Origin of the sequence: Streptomyces sp. NBC_00005 (assembly GCF_045160215.1) — a bacterium.
GTDB lineage: Bacteria > Actinomycetota > Actinomycetes > Streptomycetales > Streptomycetaceae > Streptomyces.
On the sequence record NZ_CP108316.1, the window covers coordinates 7,754,523 to 7,773,456 of the forward strand.

Here is an 18,934-nt window from a genome sequence, read left to right on the forward strand (position 1 = left end):
GGCCGTACGATCGGAAAGGTGGCTGGTCGTAGGCGGGCGTCGAGGTCCTCAGTGGTGGCGCTCGTGCTGCTGCTCGTCTCTCTGGTGGCGTGCGGCGGGCAGCCCGGCGGCGGCAGCGCCAAGGTCGATCTGCAGCGGGTCCTCGACCGGCGCTCCACCGCCGTCCTCGACCGCGACCGGGCGGCCTTCCTGAAGACGGGCGCGCTCAGCTGGTTCGAGAACCTGCGCGGGGTGCCCCTCGCCGCCTGGTCGTACCGCGTGACCGCCCTGCACCGCAGCGGCGACAAGGCCACCGCCGACGCCGAACTGCGCTACCGCGTCGAGGGGTACGACAAGGCCCCCGTCACCGTCGGCCGCACCCTGACCCTGTCCCGGGAGATGGACGGGCACTGGTACGTGGACGCCGACGTGCCCGCCAAGAAGTCCGCCCAGCAGCTGTGGGACCAGGGCGAGGTGACCGTCGTACGAGGCAAGCACAGCATCGTCCTCGGCGTCGGACAGTCCAGCGAGGCGCTGCACAGCTACGCGGATCTGGCGGACCTCGCGGTGCCGGACGTGTCCGGGGCGTGGGGCACCGCCTGGATCCGGCGCGTCGTCGTGCTCGTACCGGGGTCGGTGGAGGGCATGGCGGGGCTGCTCGGCTCGCCCGCCTCCCAGTACCGCGGGATCGCGGCGGTCACCACCGGCGAGGTGGGCGGCCCGCCGAACGCGCCCGCGGACCGGATCATCGTCAACCCGGACGCGTACGCCCTCCTCGGTCCCCTGGGCAAGCAGGTCGTCCTCACCCACGAGACCACCCACGTCGCCACCCGCGCTCACACCACGGCCGCGACCCCGCTGTGGCTGTCCGAGGGGTACGCCGACTGGATCGGCTACCTCGGCACCGGCCGCACCCCGGCCGAGGCCGCGCCCGAGCTGGCGCGCGCGGTGGCCGCGGGGCGGGTGCCGGCGCGGCTGCCGACCGACCGGGACTTCGGCTTCAGTGGCGACGCGACAAAGCTGGCGCAGGCCTACGAGGGCGGCTGGCTGGCCTGCCGGCTGATCGCCCAGCAGTGGGGCCAGGAACGGCTGGGCCGGTTCTACCGCGCCGTCGGCGACCACAAGCAGCGGGCGGGCTCGGTCGAGAACGCGCTGAAGACGGTGCTGGGGACGACGCCGGAGGAGTTCACGAAGGAGTGGCGGGGCTACCTGCAGTCTCAACTCAGCTGATCCAGGAGGGCGATGGCCTCCCTGAGCCATGTGCGCTCCGCCTCGCCCGTGGCCCGAGCGACCCGCAGCATGCCCTGCCGGAACAGATCGTCCGTCCCCTCCGCACGGACGGGTCGTCCCTTGTCGTAGAAGAAGCTCGCCGGCGTTTCGAGGAACTCCAGGCGGCGGCGCAGCACTTCGGCCTGCTCCCGGCGGTCCGGAAGGTGCCGCAGGAAGGCGAGGACCGTGTTGAAGCGGACGTGATCCGTGATCTCCGCCTGTTTGGGGTGGCGCAGGCGCTCCAGCAGGTCCTCGCGGCCCTGGTCGGTGAGGGAGAGCATGCGGCGCGGGGCCGCGCTGGTGCCCGGCTCGGTCCGCTGGTCGAGCTTGCCCGCGGTGACGAGACGGGTGAGGGCCGGGTAGAGGGCGCCGTCGCTGACCGGGCGGACGTGGCCGCTCAGCGCCTTGACACGCTCCTTCAACTCGTAGCCGTGGAGCGGTTCTTCGGCCAGGAAGCCGAGGATCGACAGTTCGAGCAATGTTCCCTCCTTGCGGGTGCGGCGAGGCCATGCTACCTCTTATCGAGCTACATCGTTTAGAGGTAGCTCGTTTCGAGGGGGTCGGATCGTGAACTCTCATCGCAATCAGCTCATCTCGCTCGCCCGCCCTGTCTACTTCTCCCTTCTCGCCACCGTCGCCGCCGGGATCATCAACACCGTCTGGGTCTCCCGGCTCGGCAGTCCGGCCGTGGCCGCCGTGGCCGTGGCGACCAACACCGAGAACGTGCTGCTCGGCGTCTCGATGGTCTTCGCCACCGGTACGACGGTGCTGGTCGCGCACGCCAGGGGAGCGCGGGATCCGGCGGCGGTGCGGTCGGCCGTCCGCGGGGGCTGGGCCCTGTGCGCGCTGGTCACGCCCGTCGTCGTGGCGGGCGGGCTGCTGCTGCGCGAACCGCTGGCCCGGCTGGTGCTGGGCGGGGGCGCGGCGCTGCCGCTCGCCGTCGCCTACTTCGCGATCTCGCTGCCGGGCATCGCCGTCTTCTTCGCGCAGAACCTCGTCGACGGCATCCTCAAGGGCGCCGGCGACACGAGGACCCCGATGCGGCTGGCGCTGCTGGCCAACGGGCTGATTCTGGTCTGCGACCCGTTTCTGATCCACTGGTACGGAGTGCGGGGCGCCGCCGCCTCGACGGTGCTGTGCCGGTGCGTGGCCCTTGGGGCGGGGTTGTTCGCGGTGCGGCGGAACGCCTTGCTGCGCAAGGCCGTTGAGGTCCGGCTCGCCGAGCCGGTCCGGGCCGCGCTGCGGCGGACGCTGGCGACCGGGCTGCCCATGTCCGCCGACTTCACCGTGCGGCAGGGCGGTGCGCTGGTCCTGGTCGCCGTCGTGGCGCGGCTCGGGGTGACGGCGGTGGCCGCGTACTCGATCGCGTACAAGGTCATGTACGTCGCCACCATGGCGTTCTACTCGGTGCGGCAGGCCGCCTCGATCCACACCGCGCACACGCGGGGAGCCGGTCGGGACGCGGGGCGGGCGATCGGACGGCAGGCGCTGCTCGTGTCCGGGACGGTCGGGCTCGGGGCGGCCGTGCTGCTGTTCGTCACCGCCCCCTGGCTCATGGCCGCCTTCGGCGCGGGCTCCGGGGTCGCCCACGACGGTGTCCTGTTCCTGCGCTGCATCGGGCCCTACCTGCTCCTGATGGCCTGCTTCATCGCGCTCGGCGGCGTCTTCGAGGGGAGTGGGGGAGCGCCGGTGCTGCTGCGGGTGACGGTGCTCGGCACGGCGGTCCAACTCCCGCTCGCGTACGGCCTGTCGGGGCTCGGCCTGCCAGGGGTGTGCCTGGCGCTGGCACTCGCGATGGCCGTGCAGTGTGCTGTGGTGGCCGTGCTGTTCCGGCGTGCTCGGCGTCAGGACGAGGTCGACGTCTCCCTGGTGCGGGTCGCCTGAGTGGGGAGGGCGGGTACGGGCTCGCGGGAGACCGTCGAGCGCCACAGCTCCACGGCCGCGAGCAGGGCGGCGACGACCAGCAGGCCGTTGCGGACGGTCAGGAGCGTGACGCCGAGGGTGTCGCTCATGACGACGTGCTGGAACCAGATGGGGAACTCCAGCACCGTCACGAAGGCGGCCGCGAGGACCAGGCCCACGGGCAGCCCCATCCGGCTGCTCCGGAAGCACAGGCACACGGCCGCCGTACCGACCAGCCACACCATGTACTGCGGGCTGATCACGCGGCTGGTGGCCGTGAACATCAGCACCCCCGTGAAGGCCGCGTCGGCGAGCGTGTTCGGCAGGAAGCGCGTCGCCATCAGCCGCCACAGCAGCAGCCAGCCGAAGGCGACCCCGGTCAGGAACAGGGCCGCCGAGCTGACGAGGTTGACGTACGGGCCGACGAACTCCACCGAGCCGTAGTTGAACAGCACCCGGCCGTCCCAGCCGAACTGCCGGGCGATGTGGAAGACGAGGGAGCCCAGCGACTCCACCTCGGTGCCGCGGTTGCGCTGGAAGGTCAGGAAGGAGAACGCGCCGGGCATGGACACCGCGAACAGGGCCGAGAGCGCGACGACGGTGCCGGCGGCCCAGCCCCAGGCGCCGCGCTTGCGGACGCCGACCAGCAGCAGCGCCGGCCACACCTTCACCATGGCCCCGAAGCCCACGAGGACGCCCATCACGCGGGGATGCCGGGCGCCCGCGAGCAGGCCTGCCACGGCCACCGCGGTGACCATCACGTCGTAGCGGGCGTACACGGTCGGCCCGAGCAGCGGAACGCCCACCACCCACACCCAGGCCCCGCGCAACGCTTTCCCGGGGCGCAGGCCCGCATACAGGAGCAGCGAGAGGACGGCCAGGTCCGCCACGAAGGCGAGGACGAAGAACGCCGTCGGATACGAGAGGAAGCCCAGCAGGGCGGGGGAGAGGATCGCCAGGGCGGCGGCGGGCGGGTACTGCCAGGTGACGTCGTCCAGCGGGAAGGTGCCGGTGCGCAGCGTCTCGTACCAGCCGTGGTAGATCACGGACACGTCGGTCGTGACGTCCGGGCCCGGGAAGACGAACACCTTGAGGACGAACAGCAGCAGCAACAGCCTGGTCAGGCCCCAGGTCCCCAGCAGTCCCGCCAGGGACCGCCTTGTACCTGCAATGTCCACCGGAGCCCCTGTTCGTCCGCGTCCCCTTGAGGGGAACATGATGTCCTGCCTAGCTGTGTGCTTGCCATAAACGTGGCCGTGCCGAGCTGTGCGCGCCCGTTGGATAGGGTCGGCCGCGATGCACAAGACCCTGATCGTGACGAACGACTTCCCGCCCCGGCCGGGCGGTATCCAGGCGTTTCTGCACAACATGGCGCTGCGCCTGGACCCCGAGCGCCTCGTCGTCTACGCCTCCACCTGGAAGCGGAGCCGGGAGGGTGTCGAGGCGACCGCCGCCTTCGACGCCGAGCAGCCCTTCACCGTCGTACGCGACCGTACGACGATGCTGCTGCCCACGCCGGGCGCGACCCGGCGGGCCGTCGGGCTGCTGCGCGAACACGGGTGTACGTCGGTGTGGTTCGGGGCGGCGGCGCCGCTCGGGCTGATGGCGCCTGCGCTGCGGAAGGCGGGCGCCGAGCGGCTGGTGGCCACGACCCACGGTCACGAGGCGGGGTGGGCGCAGCTGCCCGCCGCGCGCGGACTGCTGCGCCGGATCGGGGAGTCGACGGACACGATCACCTACCTCGGGGAGTACACGCGTTCGCGGATCGCCTCCGCCCTGACGCCGGAGGCGGCCGGGCGGATGGTGCAGCTGCCGCCGGGGGTCGACGAGAAGACCTTCCACCCCGAGTCGGGCGGTGACGCCGTCCGGGCGCGGCTCGGGCTGAGCGACCGGCCGGTGGTCGTGTGCGTGTCCCGGCTGGTGCCGCGCAAGGGGCAGGACACCCTCGTCCTCGCGATGCCGCGCATCCTGGCCGCCGAGCCGGACGCGGTGCTGCTGATCGTCGGCGGCGGTCCGTACGAGAAGGAGCTGCGCAAGCTGGCCCGGGAGACCCAGGTCGCCGACTCCGTGCGCTTCACGGGCGCGGTGCCCTGGTCCGAGCTGCCCGCGCACTACGGCGCCGGGGACGTGTTCGCGATGCCGTGCCGGACCCGCCGGGGCGGGCTCGACGTCGAGGGGCTCGGCATCGTCTACCTGGAGGCCTCCGCGACCGGCCTGCCCGTCGTCGCGGGCGACTCGGGCGGCGCCCCCGACGCGGTACTGGACGGCGAGACCGGCTGGGTCGTCCGCGGCGGCTCGCCCGAGGAGGCCGCGGAGCGCATCGTCGTACTCCTCGGCGACGCGGAACTGCGCCGCCGGATGGGGGAGCGGGGGCGGGAGTGGGTCGAGGAGAAGTGGCGGTGGGACCTGCTCGCGGAGAGGCTGAAGGCACTTCTGTAAAAAGCTGCGCCAAAGGTCCGATCCAACTCGGTGGTAGCTCTAGGCGGAACCGGAAAATCCGCACATGCTGCGCGCATGACAGCAAAACTGATGCAGCGTCAGCTGACGAGACGTCAAATCCTGGGCATGGTCGCCCTGCAGACGGCCGCCGCCTCCGGTCTCACCCGCATCGGACTCCAGTCGGCACAGGCGGCCGAACCCGCCGCCGTCGACAACGCCCCCGCCATCGTGGTCGGTTCGGGCTACGGCGGCGCCGTCGCCGCCCTCCGCCTCGGCCAGGCCGGCATCCGTACCGTCGTCCTGGAGATGGGCCGCCTCTGGAACACCCCCGGCTCCGACGGCAAGGTCTTCTGCTCCACCGCCGCCCCGGACCAGCGCTCCATGTGGTTCCGCACCCGCACCGAGGCACCCTTGGCCACGTTCCTGTGGCTGGACGTCGTCAACAAGGACATCAGCTCGTATCCCGGCGTCCTGGACCGCGTGCACTTCGACAACATGTCCGTGTACGTGGGACGAGGCGTCGGCGGGGGTTCGCTGGTCAACGGCGGGATGGCGGTCACCCCGCTCCAGTCGTACTTCACCGAGCAGTTCCCGGGCGTGGACGCGACGGAGATGTACAACACGTACTTCCCGCGCGCCCGTTCCATGCTCGGTGTCAACACCGTCGACCCCACCTGGTTCGAGTCGACCGAGTGGTACCAGTTCACCCGGACCTCCCGGAAGGCCGCGGCGAACACCGGGCTGAAGACCACCTTCGTGCCGAACGTCTACGACTTCGACTACATGCAGCGCGAGGCGGCCGGAACGGCGACCAAGTCCGCGCTCGGGCAGGAGGTCATCTACGGCAACAACTACGGCAAGCGGAGCCTCGACAAGACGTATCTGGCCTCCGCGCTCGGCACCGGGAACGTCACCATCCACACGCTGGAGCGGGTCAGGGCGGTCAGCCGCGCGAGCGACGGGACGTACCTGCTCACCGCCGACCGGGTCGACAACACCGGCGCGGTCGTCGAGACCAAGCAGTACAGCTGCACCTACCTGTTCCTCGGCGGCGGCAGCGTCGGCACCACTGAACTCCTCGTCCGGGCACGGGAGACGGGCACCCTGCCCGCGCTCGACTCCAGCGTCGGCGCCGGCTGGGGGACCAACGGCAACACCATGCTCGGACGCGCCAACCACATCTGGGACACCACCGGTGCCAACCAGTCGACCATGCCGGTCATGGGCATCGACGACTGGGCCAACACCGACAACCCCGTCTTCGCCGAGATCGCCCCGCTGCCCATCGGGTTCGAGACCTGGGTCAGCCTCTATCTGGCGATCACCAAGAACCCGCAGCGCGCGACCTTCACGTACGACTCGGCGAGCGACGGGGTCAAGCTCGGCTGGACCGCCGCGCAGAGCGCCGTCTCGGTCGCCATGGCCAAGAAGCTCTTCGACCGGATCAACTCGGCCAACGCCACGATCTACCGCTACGACCTGTTCGGCTCCGGGAGCAAGGTCTTCGCCGACGACTTCTGCTACCACCCGCTGGGCGGCTGCGTGTTGGGGAAGGCGACCGACAACTACGGCCGGGTGAAGGGGTATTCGAAGCTGTACGTCACCGACGGCTCACTGGTGCCCGGATCGATCGGGGTGAACCCGTTCGTGACGATCACCGCGCTCGCCGAACGCACGATGGCGCGGGTCCTCGTGGAGGACACCGCGCCATGAGCCGTAGGACCGGGGCGTACTACTTCTGGTAGATCGCCTCGATCTCGTCCGCGTAGTCCTTCGCGACCACATTGCGCTTGAGCTTCAGGGACGGCGTCAGGTGGCCCGACTCCTCCGTGAACTGGGAGGACAGAATGCGGAACTTCCGCACCGATTCCGCCTTCGACACCGCGGCGTTGCCGTCGTCGATTGCCGACTGGATCGCGGCCTGCAGGTCCGCGTCCTCACGCAGCGACGCCGCGGTGGCACCCGCCGGCTTGCCGTGCTCGGTCGCCCAACGGCCCAGGAACTCCTCGTCGATGGTGATCAGCGCGCCCACGAACGGCCGCCCGTCGCCCACCACCATGCACTCCGCGACCAGGGCGTGCGCCCGGATGCGGTCCTCGATCACGGCCGGGGCGACGTTCTTGCCGCCCGCGGTGACGATGATCTCCTTCTTGCGGCCGGTGATCTTGAGGTAGCCGTCCTCGTCGAGGGTGCCGATGTCACCGGTGTGGAACCAGCCGTCGGCCAGCGCCTCCGCGGTCGCGGCCTCGTTGTTCCAGTAGCCCTTGAACAGGTGCTCGCCGTGCAGCAGCACCTCGCCGTCGTCGGCGATGCGGATCACCGAGCCGGGCAGCGGCTGGCCGACCGTGCCGATCTTCTGGCGGTCCCAGGGGTTGAAGGCGGTGGCGGCGCAGGACTCGGTCAGGCCGTAGCCCTCCAGGACCGAGAAGCCGATGCCGCGGAAGAAGTGCCCCAGGCGCTCGCCCAGCGGGGCGCCGCCGGAGATGGCGTACTCGCCCCTGCCGCCGAGGACCGCGCGCAGCTTGCTGTAGACGAGCTTGTCGAACGTCTTGTACTTGATCTTCAGGCCGAGCGGCGGGCCGGACGGGGTGTCCAGCGCGCGGCTGTAGGCGATCGCGGTGTCCGCGGCCTTGTCGAAGATCTTGCCCTTGCCGTCCGCCTGCGCCTTGGCGCGCGCCGAGTTGTAGACCTTCTCGAAGACGCGCGGGACACCGAGGATCAGCGTCGGGCGGAAGGACGCCAGCTCGTCGGTGAGGTTCTTGATGTCCGGGACCAGGCCCAGCTTGATCGGCGCCATCATCGGCGCGATCTGCACCAGCCGGCCGAAGACGTGCGCGAGCGGCAGGAAGAGCAGGACCGAGCAGTCACCGGTGCGGAACAGCGGGCGCAGCCGCTCCACGATGTTCCCGCACTCGGCGAAGAAGCTGCGGTGGGTGAGCACACAGCCCTTGGGGCGGCCGGTGGTGCCGGAGGTGTAGACGATCGTCGCGGGGTCGTCGGCCCGGGCGAGCGAGCTGCGGTCCTCCACCATCGCGTCCGTGACGTCCTTGCCGAGGCGGCCCAGCTCCTCGAGCCCGCCGCCTTCGATCTGCCAGACGTGCTTGAGCGCGGGCAGTGACGCGCGCACCGACTCGACGGCGGCGGTGTGGTTGTCCAGCTCCACGATGCAGGCGGTCGCGCCCGAGTCGGACAGGATCCACTGGACCTGCTCCGCCGAACTGGTCTCGTACACCGGCACGGTCACCGCGCCCGCGCTCCAGATCGCGAAGTCCAGCAGCGTCCACTCGTAGCGGGTGCGGGACATCAGGCCGACCCGGTCGCCGGGCTGGACGCCGGAGGCGATGAGCCCCTTGGCGGCCGTGTGCACCTCGGACAGGAAGACCGTGGCGGTCACGTCCTGCCACTCGCCGCCCACCTTGCGGGCGATCACGGCGGCGTCCGGATGCTGCGCGGCGTTTCTGCGGACGATGTCGGTCAGATTGCCGTCCGCAGGGACCTCGTACAAAGCCGGAAGGCTGAACTCGCGCAAGACTGCTGCTCCTCATAGGGCGCCGGCGCCACGACGTTGTGTGATGCGACGGTGCGGTCCAAGGCTCGGGCGGGTGCTCGGGTCCACCGGAGGGGCTCGGCCCGACTGGTTGAAATCCTGAGCACGACTGGACTGCCCGGACGTTACCCGCCGGTATGGCTTTTTCGACAGGGGGTTCCGGCGAGATGTTCGCTGCGTCACACAGATTGGTGTTCCTTCGCGTACGGTAGTCCACCCGCTAACTGACTGGCCAGTAACCGCAAGGTCGGCCAGCACTGTTCACGTATGCCGCACACGTTTACCCTTGATCGCCATGGCATCCACACCAGCCGGCAATCGCCGGGCACGTGTTCATGTGGTGAGTGACGTGCACGGCAACGCCCGTGACCTGGCCGCGGCCGGCGACGGCGCCGATGCCCTGATCTGCCTGGGTGACCTGGTCCTCTTCCTCGACTACGCCGACCACTCGCGCGGAATCTTCCCCGATCTGTTCGGCGAGGAGAACGCCGACCGCATCGTCGAACTGCGCACCGCCCGCCGCTTCGAGGAGGCACGGGAGTTCGGGGCCCGCCTCTGGAGCGGCATCGGCGCGGACCGGGCCGCCGCGATCGAGCAGGCGGTACGCAAGCAGTACGCCGAGATGTTCGCCGCGTTCCCGACGCCGACGTACGCCACCTACGGCAATGTCGACATGCCGCCACTGTGGCCGGAGTATGCCGGGCCCGGCACGACGGTGCTGGACGGGGAGCGAGTGGAGATCGGGGGCCGGGTCTTCGGCTTCGTCGGCGGCGGGCTCAAGTCCCCCATGCGCACGCCGTACGAGATCAGCGAGGAGGAGTACGCGGCCAAGCTCGAGGCCGTGGGCGAGGTGGACGTGCTGTGCACGCACATCCCGCCGGAGGTCCCCGAGCTGGTCTACGACACGGTGGCGCGCCGTTTCGAGCGCGGCAGCCGCGCTCTGCTGGACGCGATCCGCCGCACCCGCCCCCGGTACGCGCTGTTCGGCCACGTCCACCAGCCGCTGGTCCGGCGGATGCGGATCGGAGTCACGGAGTGCGTGAACGTGGGGCACTTCGCAGGGTCGGGAAAGCCGTGGGCACTGGAATGGTGACCACCCCTTCGAAGCCCGGTCCGTCCCAGGGGTATGCGGGTGAAGTCGGCTGGTCGGGCGCGCGGTAGCCTTCACGCGGCACACACGTGCGCACCATGACCTGAGTAGCGGCCCGCATCTGGAGGAGCCACAGCGATGGCGGAACACACCAGCTCGAGCATCACGATCGAGGCGGCACCGGCCGATGTCATGGGGGTGATCGCCGACTTCGCCCGCTACCCGGACTGGACCGGCGAGGTGAAGGAGGCGGAGGTCCTCGAGTCGGACGCCCAGGGCCGCGCCGAGCAGGTCCGCCTCGTCATGGACGCCGGTGCGATCAAGGACGACCAGGTGCTGGCGTACACCTGGACCGGCGAGCACGAGGTCTCCTGGACCCTGGTCAAGTCCCAGATGCTGCGCTCCCTGGACGGCTCCTACCTCCTCAAGGCGGCGGGCCAGGGCGCGACCGAGGTCACGTACCAGCTGACGGTCGACGTCAAGATCCCGATGCTGGGCATGATCAAGAGGAAGGCCGAGAAGGTCATCATCGACCGGGCGCTGGCGGGGTTGAAGAAGCGGGTGGAGTCGGGGGAGAAGTAGTCCCCGCCGCAGGGGGGCTTGCAGGAGTCCGCGCGCGGGTGCGTTGCGGCTGGTCGCGCCCACGCGGCGGAGCCGCGCATTGACGCAGCCCCGCGCCCCTGGGGTGGTCTCGGTTACCGTTCACCCTCATGCGCACCATCCTGATCACCGGCCCCGGCGGCAGCGGACGTACGACTGTCGCGGCCGCCACCGCCCTGGCCGCCGCCCGCGAGGGCATCCGGACCGTTGTCCTGAGCGCCGATCGAAGCGACACCCTCGGCGCCGCACTCGGTACGGCGACGGGTCCGGCGCCGCAGCAGGTCGCCCCGAACCTCACCGCCTGGCGGCCCGACGCCGCGGCCGGTTTCCGGGACGACCTCACCGCCTTCCAGGAACGCGCAACAGGTGTCCTCGACCTTCTCGGCGCCTCCCGCCTGGACGCCGAGGAAGTCACCCCTCTCCCCGGTGCCGAGGAGCTGACGCTCCTGCGTGCGGTCCGGGACGCGGTCCTCGCCGAGGCGCACGACCTGCTCGTCGTCGACCTCCCGGCCACCCCGCACGCGCTCGCCCTCCTTGCCCTCCCCGAAGAGCTGCGCCGCTATCTGCGCCGCCTGCTCCCGGCCGAGCGGCAGGCCGCCCGCGCCCTGCGCCCCGTACTCGGCCGGCTGGCCGGTGTCCCCATGCCCTCGGAATGGCTGTACGAGACGGCCGCCCGCTGGGACACGGAGCTCGCCGCTGTCGAGGCGGTCCTCGCCGACCGCCACACCGTCGTACGACTGGTCGCCGAACCCGGCCCGGCCGGCGCCGACGCCGTACGCGACGCCGGCCTCGCTCTCGCCCTGCGCGGGCTGCGCCCCGACGTCCTGGTCGCCAACCGGCTGCTGCCCGAGTCCGCCGCGGACGGCCTGCTCGCCGGGCTCGTCGTGCAGCAGCGCAAGGTCCTGGAGGAGTGGCAGGAGTCGTACGACGTCCGGCCGGTCGCCCATCTCGGCCACGACCCGCGCGGCACCGACGACCTCGCCGCGCTCGCCGCCTCCGGTGTCCTGGACGTCAACGACACGACCTCCACCGTCGAGTGGCCCGTCGTCGACCGGCTCGCCGACGACGGCGTGCTCGTCTGGCACCTCCCCCTGCCCGGCGCCATACGCGACGACCTCGACCTCATCCGGCGCGGCGACGAACTCGTCGTCGCGGCAGGCCAGTTCCGCCGTATCGTCCCGCTTCCGTCCGTCCTGCGCCGCTGCACCGTCGACGGGGCGGCGCTGCGCGAGGGCGAGCTGCGCATCCGGTTCGCGCCCGACCCGGATCTGTGGCCGGAGACCCGGTGAACCACGTACGCCCATTCGGGTAACGTCGTAGAGACGAACCGTAGTCAGGAGGTCGTCATGAGCGAAGAGCTCCCCGCGTCCGACGCCGGTGGGCACGAGACGATCGACGAGGTGCGGGCGACCGACGCCGACGCCTGGTCGACGGCATGTGCCGAGGACCTCGCGGCGGAGAAGGCCCGCCGCCGAGCCGAGTACGGCCCGCCGCCGGGCTCGGCCGCCGAGGAACTGCGCCGGCTCGTCGACGCCGTCACGGACAAGCTGTCGTCGATCCAGTCCCCGCTGCTCGGCTCCGTCGCCGGGCCCGCCGCCCAGCAGGTGGTGAAGCAGGTCGTCCAGCAGGCGAAGGCCGCGGTCGAACCCGTCATGGAGCGCAACCCGGACGTCTTCGACCACCTGGCCGCCGCGGGCAACGAACTGCTGGCCGCCTACCGCTCCGCGGTCCAGGCTCAGGAACAGCGCTGGACGACCCGTGCGACGGATCTGCACAAGGACCTGGACGATCACCGAGAGGATGGCGAGGGCACCGGTCCCGGGCAACGCATCGACCTGGACTGACCGCCTGGCGCAAGGCATCCCACGACCCTTTCGGGGCCCGTCCACCGGGCGGACGACGGGAACCCGACGGCAGGGCCTCGGGTACGGTTGGCCGTAGCGGGGCTCGACCGAAACTGAGGGATTCATGGGACTCACCATCGGCGTCGACATCGGCGGCACCAAGATCGCGGCCGGTGTGGTCGACGAGGAAGGCAACATCCTCTCGACCCACCAGGTGCCGACCCCGGGCACGCCCGAGGGCATCGTGGACGCCATCGCCGCCGCCGTCGACGGAGCGCGCGCCGGGCACGAGATCGTCGGCGTGGGCATCGGCGCGGCCGGCTACGTCAACCGTGTTCGCTCGGAGGTCTACTTCGCGCCCAACATCGACTGGCGCAACGAGCCGCTGAAGGAGAAGGTCGAGGCCCGCGTGGGCCTCCCGGTCGTCGTGGAGAACGACGCCAACGCGGCAGCGTGGGGCGAGTACAAGTTCGGCGCGGGCAAGGGCCACCGCAACGTCATCTGCATCACCCTCGGCACGGGCCTCGGCGGTGGCATCATCATCGGCAACAAGCTGCGTCGCGGACACTTCGGCGTGGCCGCCGAGTTCGGCCACATCCGCATGGTCCCCGACGGCCTGCTGTGCGGCTGCGGCTCCCAGGGCTGCTGGGAGCAGTACGCCTCCGGACGCGCCCTCGTCAGATACGCCAAGCAGCGCGCCAACGCCACCCCCGAGAACGCCGAGATCCTGCTCGGCCTCGGTGACGGCAGCCCCGACGGCATCGAGGGCAAGCACATCTCCATGGCCGCCCGCCAGGGCGACCCGGTCGCTGTCGACTCCTACCGCGAGCTCGCCCGCTGGGCCGGCGCCGGCCTCGCCGACCTGGCCTCGCTCTTCGACCCGTCCGCCTTCATCGTCGGCGGCGGCCTCTCGGACGAGGGCGAACTGGTCCTCGACCCGATCCGCAAGTCCTACAAGCGCTGGCTGGTCGGCGGCAACTGGCGCCCCGTGGCCGACGTCATCGCGGCCCAACTGGGCAACAAGGCGGGCCTGGTGGGCGCGGCGGACCTGGCCCGCGAGCCCGACCCCATCATGTGACGTCCACTTCTCGAGCCGGGGGCGTCTGCGCCGCCCGGCAGGGGCGCGGGGCTGTGTAGACATGCGGCTGAGCCGCGTGGGCGCGACGAGCCACAACGCACCGGCGGTCGCGCACACACCTCGCGCCCCGACTCATTGGGCGTAAATTGATCCACATGGAGCCGCTGCCCAACTCCCGCACCGAACCGGACGGTTCCGCCGTCGTCCGAGTCCTCAGCTACAACATCCGCTCCATGCGCGATGACACGGACGCCCTGGCCCGAGTGATAAGCGCCTGCGCCCCCGACCTGGTCCTCATCCAGGAAGCCCCCCGTTTCTTCCGCTGGCGCAAGAAACTCGCAAGGCTGGCGGCCGCCTCCGACCAGGTCATCCTCACCGGCGGCGGCAGCGCCGCCGGCCCGGCCATCCTCTGCACCCTGCGCGCCACCGTCGAGCGCACGGAGGACGTCCTCCTCCCGCTCACCCCGGGCCTGCACCGCCGCGGCTTCGCCACGGCGGTGATCCGTTTCGGTGGCGCCCGCCTCGGCGTACTGAGCTGTCACCTCTCGCTGCAGAAGGACGAGCGGTACGAGCAGGGCGGCATGCTCCTCGACCGGCTCGCCGGCCTGGGTGTCGACCACGCGGTCGCCGGCGGCGACCTCAACGACCGCCCCACCGGCCGCACCTTCCGCCGCCTCGCCGACGGCCTCCAGGACTGCTGGGCCACCGCCCCCTGGGGCAGCGAGTTCACCTTCACGCCGGTCACGCCCTTCCAGCGCATCGACGCGATCTTCGCCACCAAGGGCATCGAGGTGCTCGGTTGCGGCGTTCCCCTCAGTCAGCCCGGAGTGACGGAGACAGACTTGAGGGCGGCCACGGACCATCTGCCGGTCCTCGCCGCCCTCAAGATCCCCGCCGGTTAGACGACGGCTCCCCGCCCCGGATCGTCGTCGTCCTCGTCGTCCGTCCGCATCCGCATCACCAGCGTGGCGAAGCCGCCCAGGAAGCCGCCGATGCCGAGCGTGGCCAGCCACCAGGTCATGTCCCAGCCGAGCAGCACCGCCAGCAGGAGCAGGATCGGACCGCCGACCACCCCCAGCCAGGCGAACTTCGCGGTCGCGTCGGCGGCGGGCAGCGGCGGCGGCTCCGGCGGTACGAAGTGGCCCTCGTCGTCCTCCTCGAAGTCGTCCTCGGACGACTCGGCAACCGGGTGGTCGCGCGGGCCGACGCCGGGCGCGAAGGAGACGGAGCCGCCCAGGGGGCCCGCGGGCTTCTCCTGCTTCGGCTCCTCGCCCTCGGACTCGTTGGTCTCCGGCTCGGGCAGCGCCAGGTCCTCGACCGACTTGTAGGGCTTGGCGCCCGGCGGGTCCTTCGGCTCGTCGCCGTAGCCTGCGACGATCGCGGCCCAGGCGGCGTCCTCGTCGAAGGGGACGCCCTGCTCCTCCGGTTCGAGGTCCTCGCGGTCCGAGTCGTGCTCAGCCACCTGCGGCCGTCCCTTCCTTGCCGACACTGGGTGCGAGCCGGCCGATGAACGAGAGGCTCTCTTCGAAAATCCGGTCCGCATCGTGGTCCAACGTCGCCACGTGGTAGCTCTGTTCCAGCAGGATCTCCGTCACGTCCCGTGACGACACCCGGCCGAGGATCCGCGCCGAGTCGGCCGGCGGCACGACGTGGTCCTGCGGGCTGCGCAGCACCAGCAGCGGCTGCGTGACCTGCGGCAGTTCGCCGTCGACCAGCTGGAAGAAGTTCCGCAGGGAGTGCGCCGCTTGCAGCGGCACCCGGTCGTACCCCAGCTCGGCGCCGTCCTCCTTCGCGATGTCGCTGGCGATCCCCTTCGTCGTCCGTACGAGATGGCGGGCCACCGGAAGGGCGTACGGCGAAAGGCCGTGCATGCGGTTCGCCGGGTTGACGACCACCACGCCGCTGACCGCCTCCCCGTGCTTCGCCGCCAGGCGCAGCGCGAGGGTGGCGCCCATGGACAGACCCGCCACGAACACCTCGCCGCAGCGCTCGCGCAGGGACCGCAGCTCGCGGTCCACCTCGGCGTACCAGTCCTGCCAGCCGGTGAGCTGCATGTCCTCCCAGCGGGTGCCGTGCCCGGGCAGCAGCGGCAGCGAGACCGTGAGACCGCGGTCGGCGAGATGCTCCGCCCAGGGGCGCAGCGACTGGGGGGAACCGGTGAAGCCGTGGCAGAGGAGGACGCCTACCTCCCCGCCCTCGTGGCGGTACGGCTCGGCTCCAGGAAGGACCGGCACCTTCGGTCTCCTGTTCATGGAAGGGGATCAAGGAAGAGGGACACAGAGGATGGAGCGCCTGCAGGACCTTCACCGTACGCGACCGCACTGACACCGACCAGGGTCGTCGGCGCCTTTGACAGTGCTCCGGGTTAAGGTCTGAGCGACGGAAACAGGAGGCACTCGGTTGTTGTACGGCACGATGAAGGTTGCCATCGGGGGACCGCTCAAGGTCGCCTTCAGGCCCTGGGTGGAAGGCCTCGAGAACATTCCGGCCGAGGGCGCCGCCATCCTGGCGAGCAATCACCTCTCCTTCTCCGACTCGTTCTTCCTGCCCGCGGTCCTCGACCGCAAGGTCACCTTCATCGCCAAGGCGGAGTACTTCACCACGCCAGGCGTGAAGGGCCGTCTGACGGCCGCCTTCTTCAAGGGCGTCGGCCAGCTCCCGGTGGACCGCTCCGGCGCGCGCGGCGCGGGCGAGGCGGCCGTCAAGAGCGGCATCGACGTCCTGGAGCGCGGTGAGCTGTTCGGCATCTACCCCGAGGGCACGCGCTCGCCCGACGGGCGCCTCTACCGGGGCAAGCCCGGCGGCCTCGCGCGCGTGGCGCTCGCCAGCGGTGCGCCGGTCATCCCCGTCGCGATGATCGACACGGAGAAGATCCAGCCGCCCGGCAAGGTGATGCCCAAGCTGATGCGCCCGGGCATCCGCATCGGCAAGGCCCTGGACTTCAGCCGCTACCAGGGCATGGAGCACGACCGCTTCGTGCTCCGTGCGGTCACCGACGAGGTCATGTACGAGATCATGAAGCTCTCCGGCCAGGAGTACGTCGACATCTACGCGACGGCCGCCAAGCGGCGGATCGCGGACGCGGCGAAGGCCGAGAAGGAAGCGGAGAAGGCGGCCAAGGCCGTACTCGCGCAGGCGGAGAAGCAGAAGGCGGAAACGGAGAAGTCCGGGTCCTAGTGGCCGGGGACAGGGCAGTCTGGGCCGCGGAAGTGAGCCGTAGGTGAGCGACTCGGCAAGAGGGGGCGGGGGAATTGGCCAAGCGTGAGCGGGTCATGAGGATGTCGGTCGAGCTGCCGCTGTGGCGTGCGCTCACCGCGTACCGGGTGCTCACCATGCTGTACGCGGTCGGCCTGTTCGCCGCCGCCTACGACGAGTACGACCGCCCGGTCATCGCCATCGCCTACTACGTCGTCCTGTTCGTCTGGACGTTCGCCACCCTGCCGCGCGTCCAGAACGCGGTCGCCTGCACCAAGCGCTTCCTCGCCGTCGACCTCACCATCGCGCTCACCGGCATCCTCCTCACGCCGCTCGCCGCCAACGACGAGCACATCCACAGTGGCGGGGCCACCCTGCCGTCGATATGGACTGCCGGCTCGGTCCTCGCGTACGCCATCAAGGGCGGCTGGCGCTGGGCCGCGTTCGCCTCCACACCGGTGGCCGCCGCCAACCTGATCGAGCGCGGCGCCCCCGCCCGCGACACCGTCCACAACGTGATCCTCGTCTGGGTCGCCTCCATCGCCATCGGCTACGTCGTCGAGGTCGCCCGCGCCTCCGAGCGCACCCTCGCCCGCGCCCTGGAGATCGAGGCCACGACCAGGGAGCGGGAGCGGCTCGCCCGGGACATCCACGACGGCGTGCTGCAGGTGCTGGCCATGGTGCAGCGCCGCGGTGCGGTCATCGGCGGAGAGGCGGGCGAACTGGGCCGGATGGCCGGCGAGCAGGAGGTAGCGCTGCGCATGCTGGTCTCCGGCGGACTGGTCCCCGTCTCCCGGGTGTCGAAGGACGTCGCGGAGGGTGCGGTCGTACTGGCCGTGGACGAGCCGTCGTACGACGAGGACGGTCCGGTGGACCTGCGCGCGCTCCTGGCTCCGTACGCCGCGGCGAAGGTCAGCTTCGCCGAACCCGGCGCCCCCGTGCTGCTGACGGCGCCCGCCGCGAAGGAGCTGACCGCGGCCGTCGGCGCCGCTCTGGACAACGTGCGCAGGCACGCCGGTGAAGACGCGCGCGCGTGGATCCTCGTCGAGGACGAGCCCGACGAGGTCGTGGTGACCGTGCGGGACGACGGACCCGGCATCCCCGAGGGACGGCTCGCCCAGGCCGAGGGCGAAGGGCGGCTCGGCGTCGCCCTCTCGATCCGGGGCCGGCTGCGCGAGCTCGGCGGCAGCGCCGAACTGATCTCGGTGCCCGGCCAGGGCACGGAGGTCGAGCTGAAGGTACCGAAGGACGCGAAGGACCCACGGGGGAAGGCAGAGCTGCGATGACGGATTCCACCAAGGAGCATCAGGGCCCGATCAAGGTCATGGTGGTCGACGACCACCCCATGTGGCGCGACGCCGTCGCCCGTGACCTGGCCGCGTCCGGCTTCGACGTGGTCGCCACCGCGGGCGACGGCGACCAGGCCGTGCGCCGCGCAATGGCCGCCGCCCCCGACGTGCTCGTCCTCGACCTGAACCTGCCCGCCAAACCCGGCGTCCAGGTCTGCAAGGAGCTCGTCGGACACAACCCGGCGCTGCGCGTCCTGGTGCTGTCGGCGAGCGGCGAGCACGCCGACGTCCTGGAGGCGGTGAAGTCGGGCGCGACCGGCTACCTGCTGAAGTCGGCGTCGACCGAGGAACTGCTGGACGCGGTGCGCCGCACGGCCGTCGGCGACCCGGTGTTCACGCCCGGTCTGGCCGGCCTGGTCCTCGGCGAGTACCGCCGCCTCGCCTCCGAGCCCGCGCCCGCCTCCGACACCGACGAACCCAGGGCCCCGCAGCTCACCGACCGCGAGACCGAGGTGCTGCGCCTGGTCGCCAAGGGCCTGAGCTACAAGCAGATCGCCGAACGCCTGGTCATCTCCCACCGCACGGTCCAGAACCACGTACAGAACACCCTCGGCAAGCTCCAGCTGCACAACAGGGTGGAGCTGGTGCGGTACGCGATAGAGCGCGGACTTGACGACGAGTAAACCGAGCGCCTGACAGTTC

Annotated in this window: 18 protein-coding genes; 13 read left to right on the forward strand and 5 right to left on the reverse strand. The window is 71.0% G+C overall.

Features of this window, described 5'->3' with window-relative positions; translation table 11 throughout:
• The first annotated feature begins 18 nt into the window (after positions 1-18).
• Entirely contained in the window at positions 19-1,209 is a 1,191-nt protein-coding gene (locus OG303_RS35545) for a hypothetical protein (RefSeq protein WP_405873619.1), read from the forward strand.
• On the opposite strand, the gene OG303_RS35550 is transcribed toward OG303_RS35545, so the two are convergent.
• On the reverse strand, positions 1,197-1,727 hold the full coding sequence (locus OG303_RS35550) for a PadR family transcriptional regulator (protein WP_405873620.1): 531 nt from the start codon (positions 1,725-1,727) through the stop codon (positions 1,197-1,199). The genes OG303_RS35545 and OG303_RS35550 overlap by 13 nt on opposite strands.
• An 88-nt stretch (positions 1,728-1,815) precedes the next feature.
• Here OG303_RS35550 and OG303_RS35555 point away from each other — a divergent pair, with 88 nt between their 5' ends.
• On the forward strand, positions 1,816-3,132 hold the full coding sequence (locus tag OG303_RS35555) for an MATE family efflux transporter (RefSeq protein WP_405873621.1): 1,317 nt from the start codon (positions 1,816-1,818) through the stop codon (positions 3,130-3,132).
• Here OG303_RS35555 and OG303_RS35560 read toward each other — a convergent pair.
• Complete coding sequence (locus tag OG303_RS35560) at positions 3,093-4,328, reverse strand: glycosyltransferase 87 family protein (protein ID WP_405873622.1); 1,236 nt, start codon at positions 4,326-4,328, stop codon at positions 3,093-3,095. The genes OG303_RS35555 and OG303_RS35560 overlap by 40 nt on opposite strands.
• Positions 4,329-4,446: 118 nt before the next feature.
• Between OG303_RS35560 and OG303_RS35565 the strand changes: the two genes are divergently transcribed.
• On the forward strand, positions 4,447-5,589 hold the full coding sequence (locus OG303_RS35565; protein ID WP_405873623.1) for a glycosyltransferase family 4 protein: 1,143 nt from the start codon (positions 4,447-4,449) through the stop codon (positions 5,587-5,589).
• A gap of 126 nt (positions 5,590-5,715) precedes the next feature.
• Positions 5,716-7,302 carry a GMC oxidoreductase gene (locus tag OG303_RS35570; RefSeq protein ID WP_405877654.1) on the forward strand — a complete coding sequence of 529 codons (1,587 nt, stop codon included), beginning with the start codon at positions 5,716-5,718 and terminating at the stop codon, positions 7,300-7,302.
• Positions 7,303-7,321: 19 nt separating this feature from the next.
• On the opposite strand, the gene OG303_RS35575 is transcribed toward OG303_RS35570, so the two are convergent.
• The gene (locus OG303_RS35575) at positions 7,322-9,118 is read right to left on the reverse strand and encodes an AMP-dependent synthetase/ligase (RefSeq protein WP_405873624.1); all 1,797 of its coding nucleotides are present in this window, start codon (positions 9,116-9,118) and stop codon (positions 7,322-7,324) included.
• 355 nt (positions 9,119-9,473) lie between these two features.
• Here OG303_RS35575 and OG303_RS35580 point away from each other — a divergent pair, with 355 nt between their 5' ends.
• The 6 genes from OG303_RS35580 (at position 9,474) to OG303_RS35605 (ending at position 14,650) form a co-directional block, all read left to right on the forward strand.
• Positions 9,474-10,229 (forward strand): metallophosphoesterase, encoded by a 756-nt coding sequence (locus tag OG303_RS35580; RefSeq protein ID WP_405877656.1) that lies wholly within the window; start codon positions 9,474-9,476, stop codon positions 10,227-10,229.
• Between the two features lie 135 nt (positions 10,230-10,364).
• Positions 10,365-10,808, forward strand: coding sequence for an SRPBCC family protein (locus tag OG303_RS35585; protein WP_405873626.1), 444 nt, complete (start codon positions 10,365-10,367; stop codon positions 10,806-10,808).
• A gap of 128 nt (positions 10,809-10,936) precedes the next feature.
• Positions 10,937-12,115 carry an ArsA family ATPase gene (locus OG303_RS35590; RefSeq protein ID WP_405873627.1) on the forward strand — a complete coding sequence of 393 codons (1,179 nt, stop codon included), beginning with the start codon at positions 10,937-10,939 and terminating at the stop codon, positions 12,113-12,115.
• 57 nt (positions 12,116-12,172) lie between these two features.
• On the forward strand, positions 12,173-12,670 hold the full coding sequence (locus OG303_RS35595; RefSeq protein WP_405873629.1) for a DUF5304 domain-containing protein: 498 nt from the start codon (positions 12,173-12,175) through the stop codon (positions 12,668-12,670).
• Between the two features lie 124 nt (positions 12,671-12,794).
• Positions 12,795-13,748, forward strand: a complete 954-nt coding sequence (locus OG303_RS35600; protein ID WP_405873630.1) for an ROK family glucokinase — start codon at positions 12,795-12,797, stop codon at positions 13,746-13,748.
• Positions 13,749-13,903: 155 nt separating this feature from the next.
• Positions 13,904-14,650, forward strand: coding sequence for an endonuclease/exonuclease/phosphatase family protein (locus tag OG303_RS35605; protein ID WP_405873632.1), 747 nt, complete (start codon positions 13,904-13,906; stop codon positions 14,648-14,650).
• On the opposite strand, the gene OG303_RS35610 is transcribed toward OG303_RS35605, so the two are convergent.
• Both OG303_RS35610 and OG303_RS35615 read right to left on the reverse strand, forming a co-directional pair.
• A complete protein-coding gene (locus tag OG303_RS35610; protein ID WP_405873633.1) occupies positions 14,647-15,210 on the reverse strand; it encodes a hypothetical protein in 564 nt (187 codons plus the stop codon). The genes OG303_RS35605 and OG303_RS35610 overlap by 4 nt on opposite strands.
• Complete coding sequence (locus OG303_RS35615; protein WP_405873635.1) at positions 15,203-15,982, reverse strand: alpha/beta hydrolase; 780 nt, start codon at positions 15,980-15,982, stop codon at positions 15,203-15,205. The genes OG303_RS35610 and OG303_RS35615 overlap by 8 nt, the downstream gene beginning before the upstream one ends.
• A 181-nt stretch (positions 15,983-16,163) precedes the next feature.
• Here OG303_RS35615 and OG303_RS35620 point away from each other — a divergent pair, with 181 nt between their 5' ends.
• The 3 genes from OG303_RS35620 to OG303_RS35630 all read left to right on the forward strand — a co-directional run bounded on the left by OG303_RS35620 (position 16,164) and on the right by OG303_RS35630 (position 18,915).
• The gene (locus OG303_RS35620; protein WP_405873636.1) at positions 16,164-16,925 is read left to right on the forward strand and encodes a lysophospholipid acyltransferase family protein; all 762 of its coding nucleotides are present in this window, start codon (positions 16,164-16,166) and stop codon (positions 16,923-16,925) included.
• Positions 16,926-16,999: 74 nt separating this feature from the next.
• Complete coding sequence (gene macS, locus OG303_RS35625; protein ID WP_405873637.1) at positions 17,000-18,229, forward strand: MacS family sensor histidine kinase; 1,230 nt, start codon at positions 17,000-17,002, stop codon at positions 18,227-18,229.
• Complete coding sequence (locus tag OG303_RS35630; protein WP_405873638.1) at positions 18,226-18,915, forward strand: response regulator; 690 nt, start codon at positions 18,226-18,228, stop codon at positions 18,913-18,915. Before macS ends, OG303_RS35630 begins: the two co-directional genes overlap by 4 nt.
• Positions 18,916-18,934 lie beyond the last annotated feature (19 nt).

What these genes read in the sequence shown, in the direction of transcription:
- OG303_RS35630 (WP_405873638.1), top strand. Translation starts at nt 18,226, where the DNA reads ATGACGGATTCCACCAAGGAGCATCAGGGCCCGATCAAGGTCATGGTG.
- OG303_RS35590 (WP_405873627.1), top strand. Translation starts at nt 10,937, where the DNA reads ATGCGCACCATCCTGATCACCGGCCCCGGCGGCAGCGGACGTACGACT.
- OG303_RS35620 (WP_405873636.1), top strand. Translation starts at nt 16,164, where the DNA reads ATGAAGGTTGCCATCGGGGGACCGCTCAAGGTCGCCTTCAGGCCCTGG.
- OG303_RS35595 (WP_405873629.1), top strand. Translation starts at nt 12,173, where the DNA reads ATGAGCGAAGAGCTCCCCGCGTCCGACGCCGGTGGGCACGAGACGATC.
- OG303_RS35565 (WP_405873623.1), top strand. Translation starts at nt 4,447, where the DNA reads ATGCACAAGACCCTGATCGTGACGAACGACTTCCCGCCCCGGCCGGGC.
- OG303_RS35605 (WP_405873632.1), top strand. Translation starts at nt 13,904, where the DNA reads ATGGAGCCGCTGCCCAACTCCCGCACCGAACCGGACGGTTCCGCCGTC.
- OG303_RS35600 (WP_405873630.1), top strand. Translation starts at nt 12,795, where the DNA reads ATGGGACTCACCATCGGCGTCGACATCGGCGGCACCAAGATCGCGGCC.
- OG303_RS35585 (WP_405873626.1), top strand. Translation starts at nt 10,365, where the DNA reads ATGGCGGAACACACCAGCTCGAGCATCACGATCGAGGCGGCACCGGCC.
- OG303_RS35570 (WP_405877654.1), top strand. Translation starts at nt 5,716, where the DNA reads ATGGTCGCCCTGCAGACGGCCGCCGCCTCCGGTCTCACCCGCATCGGA.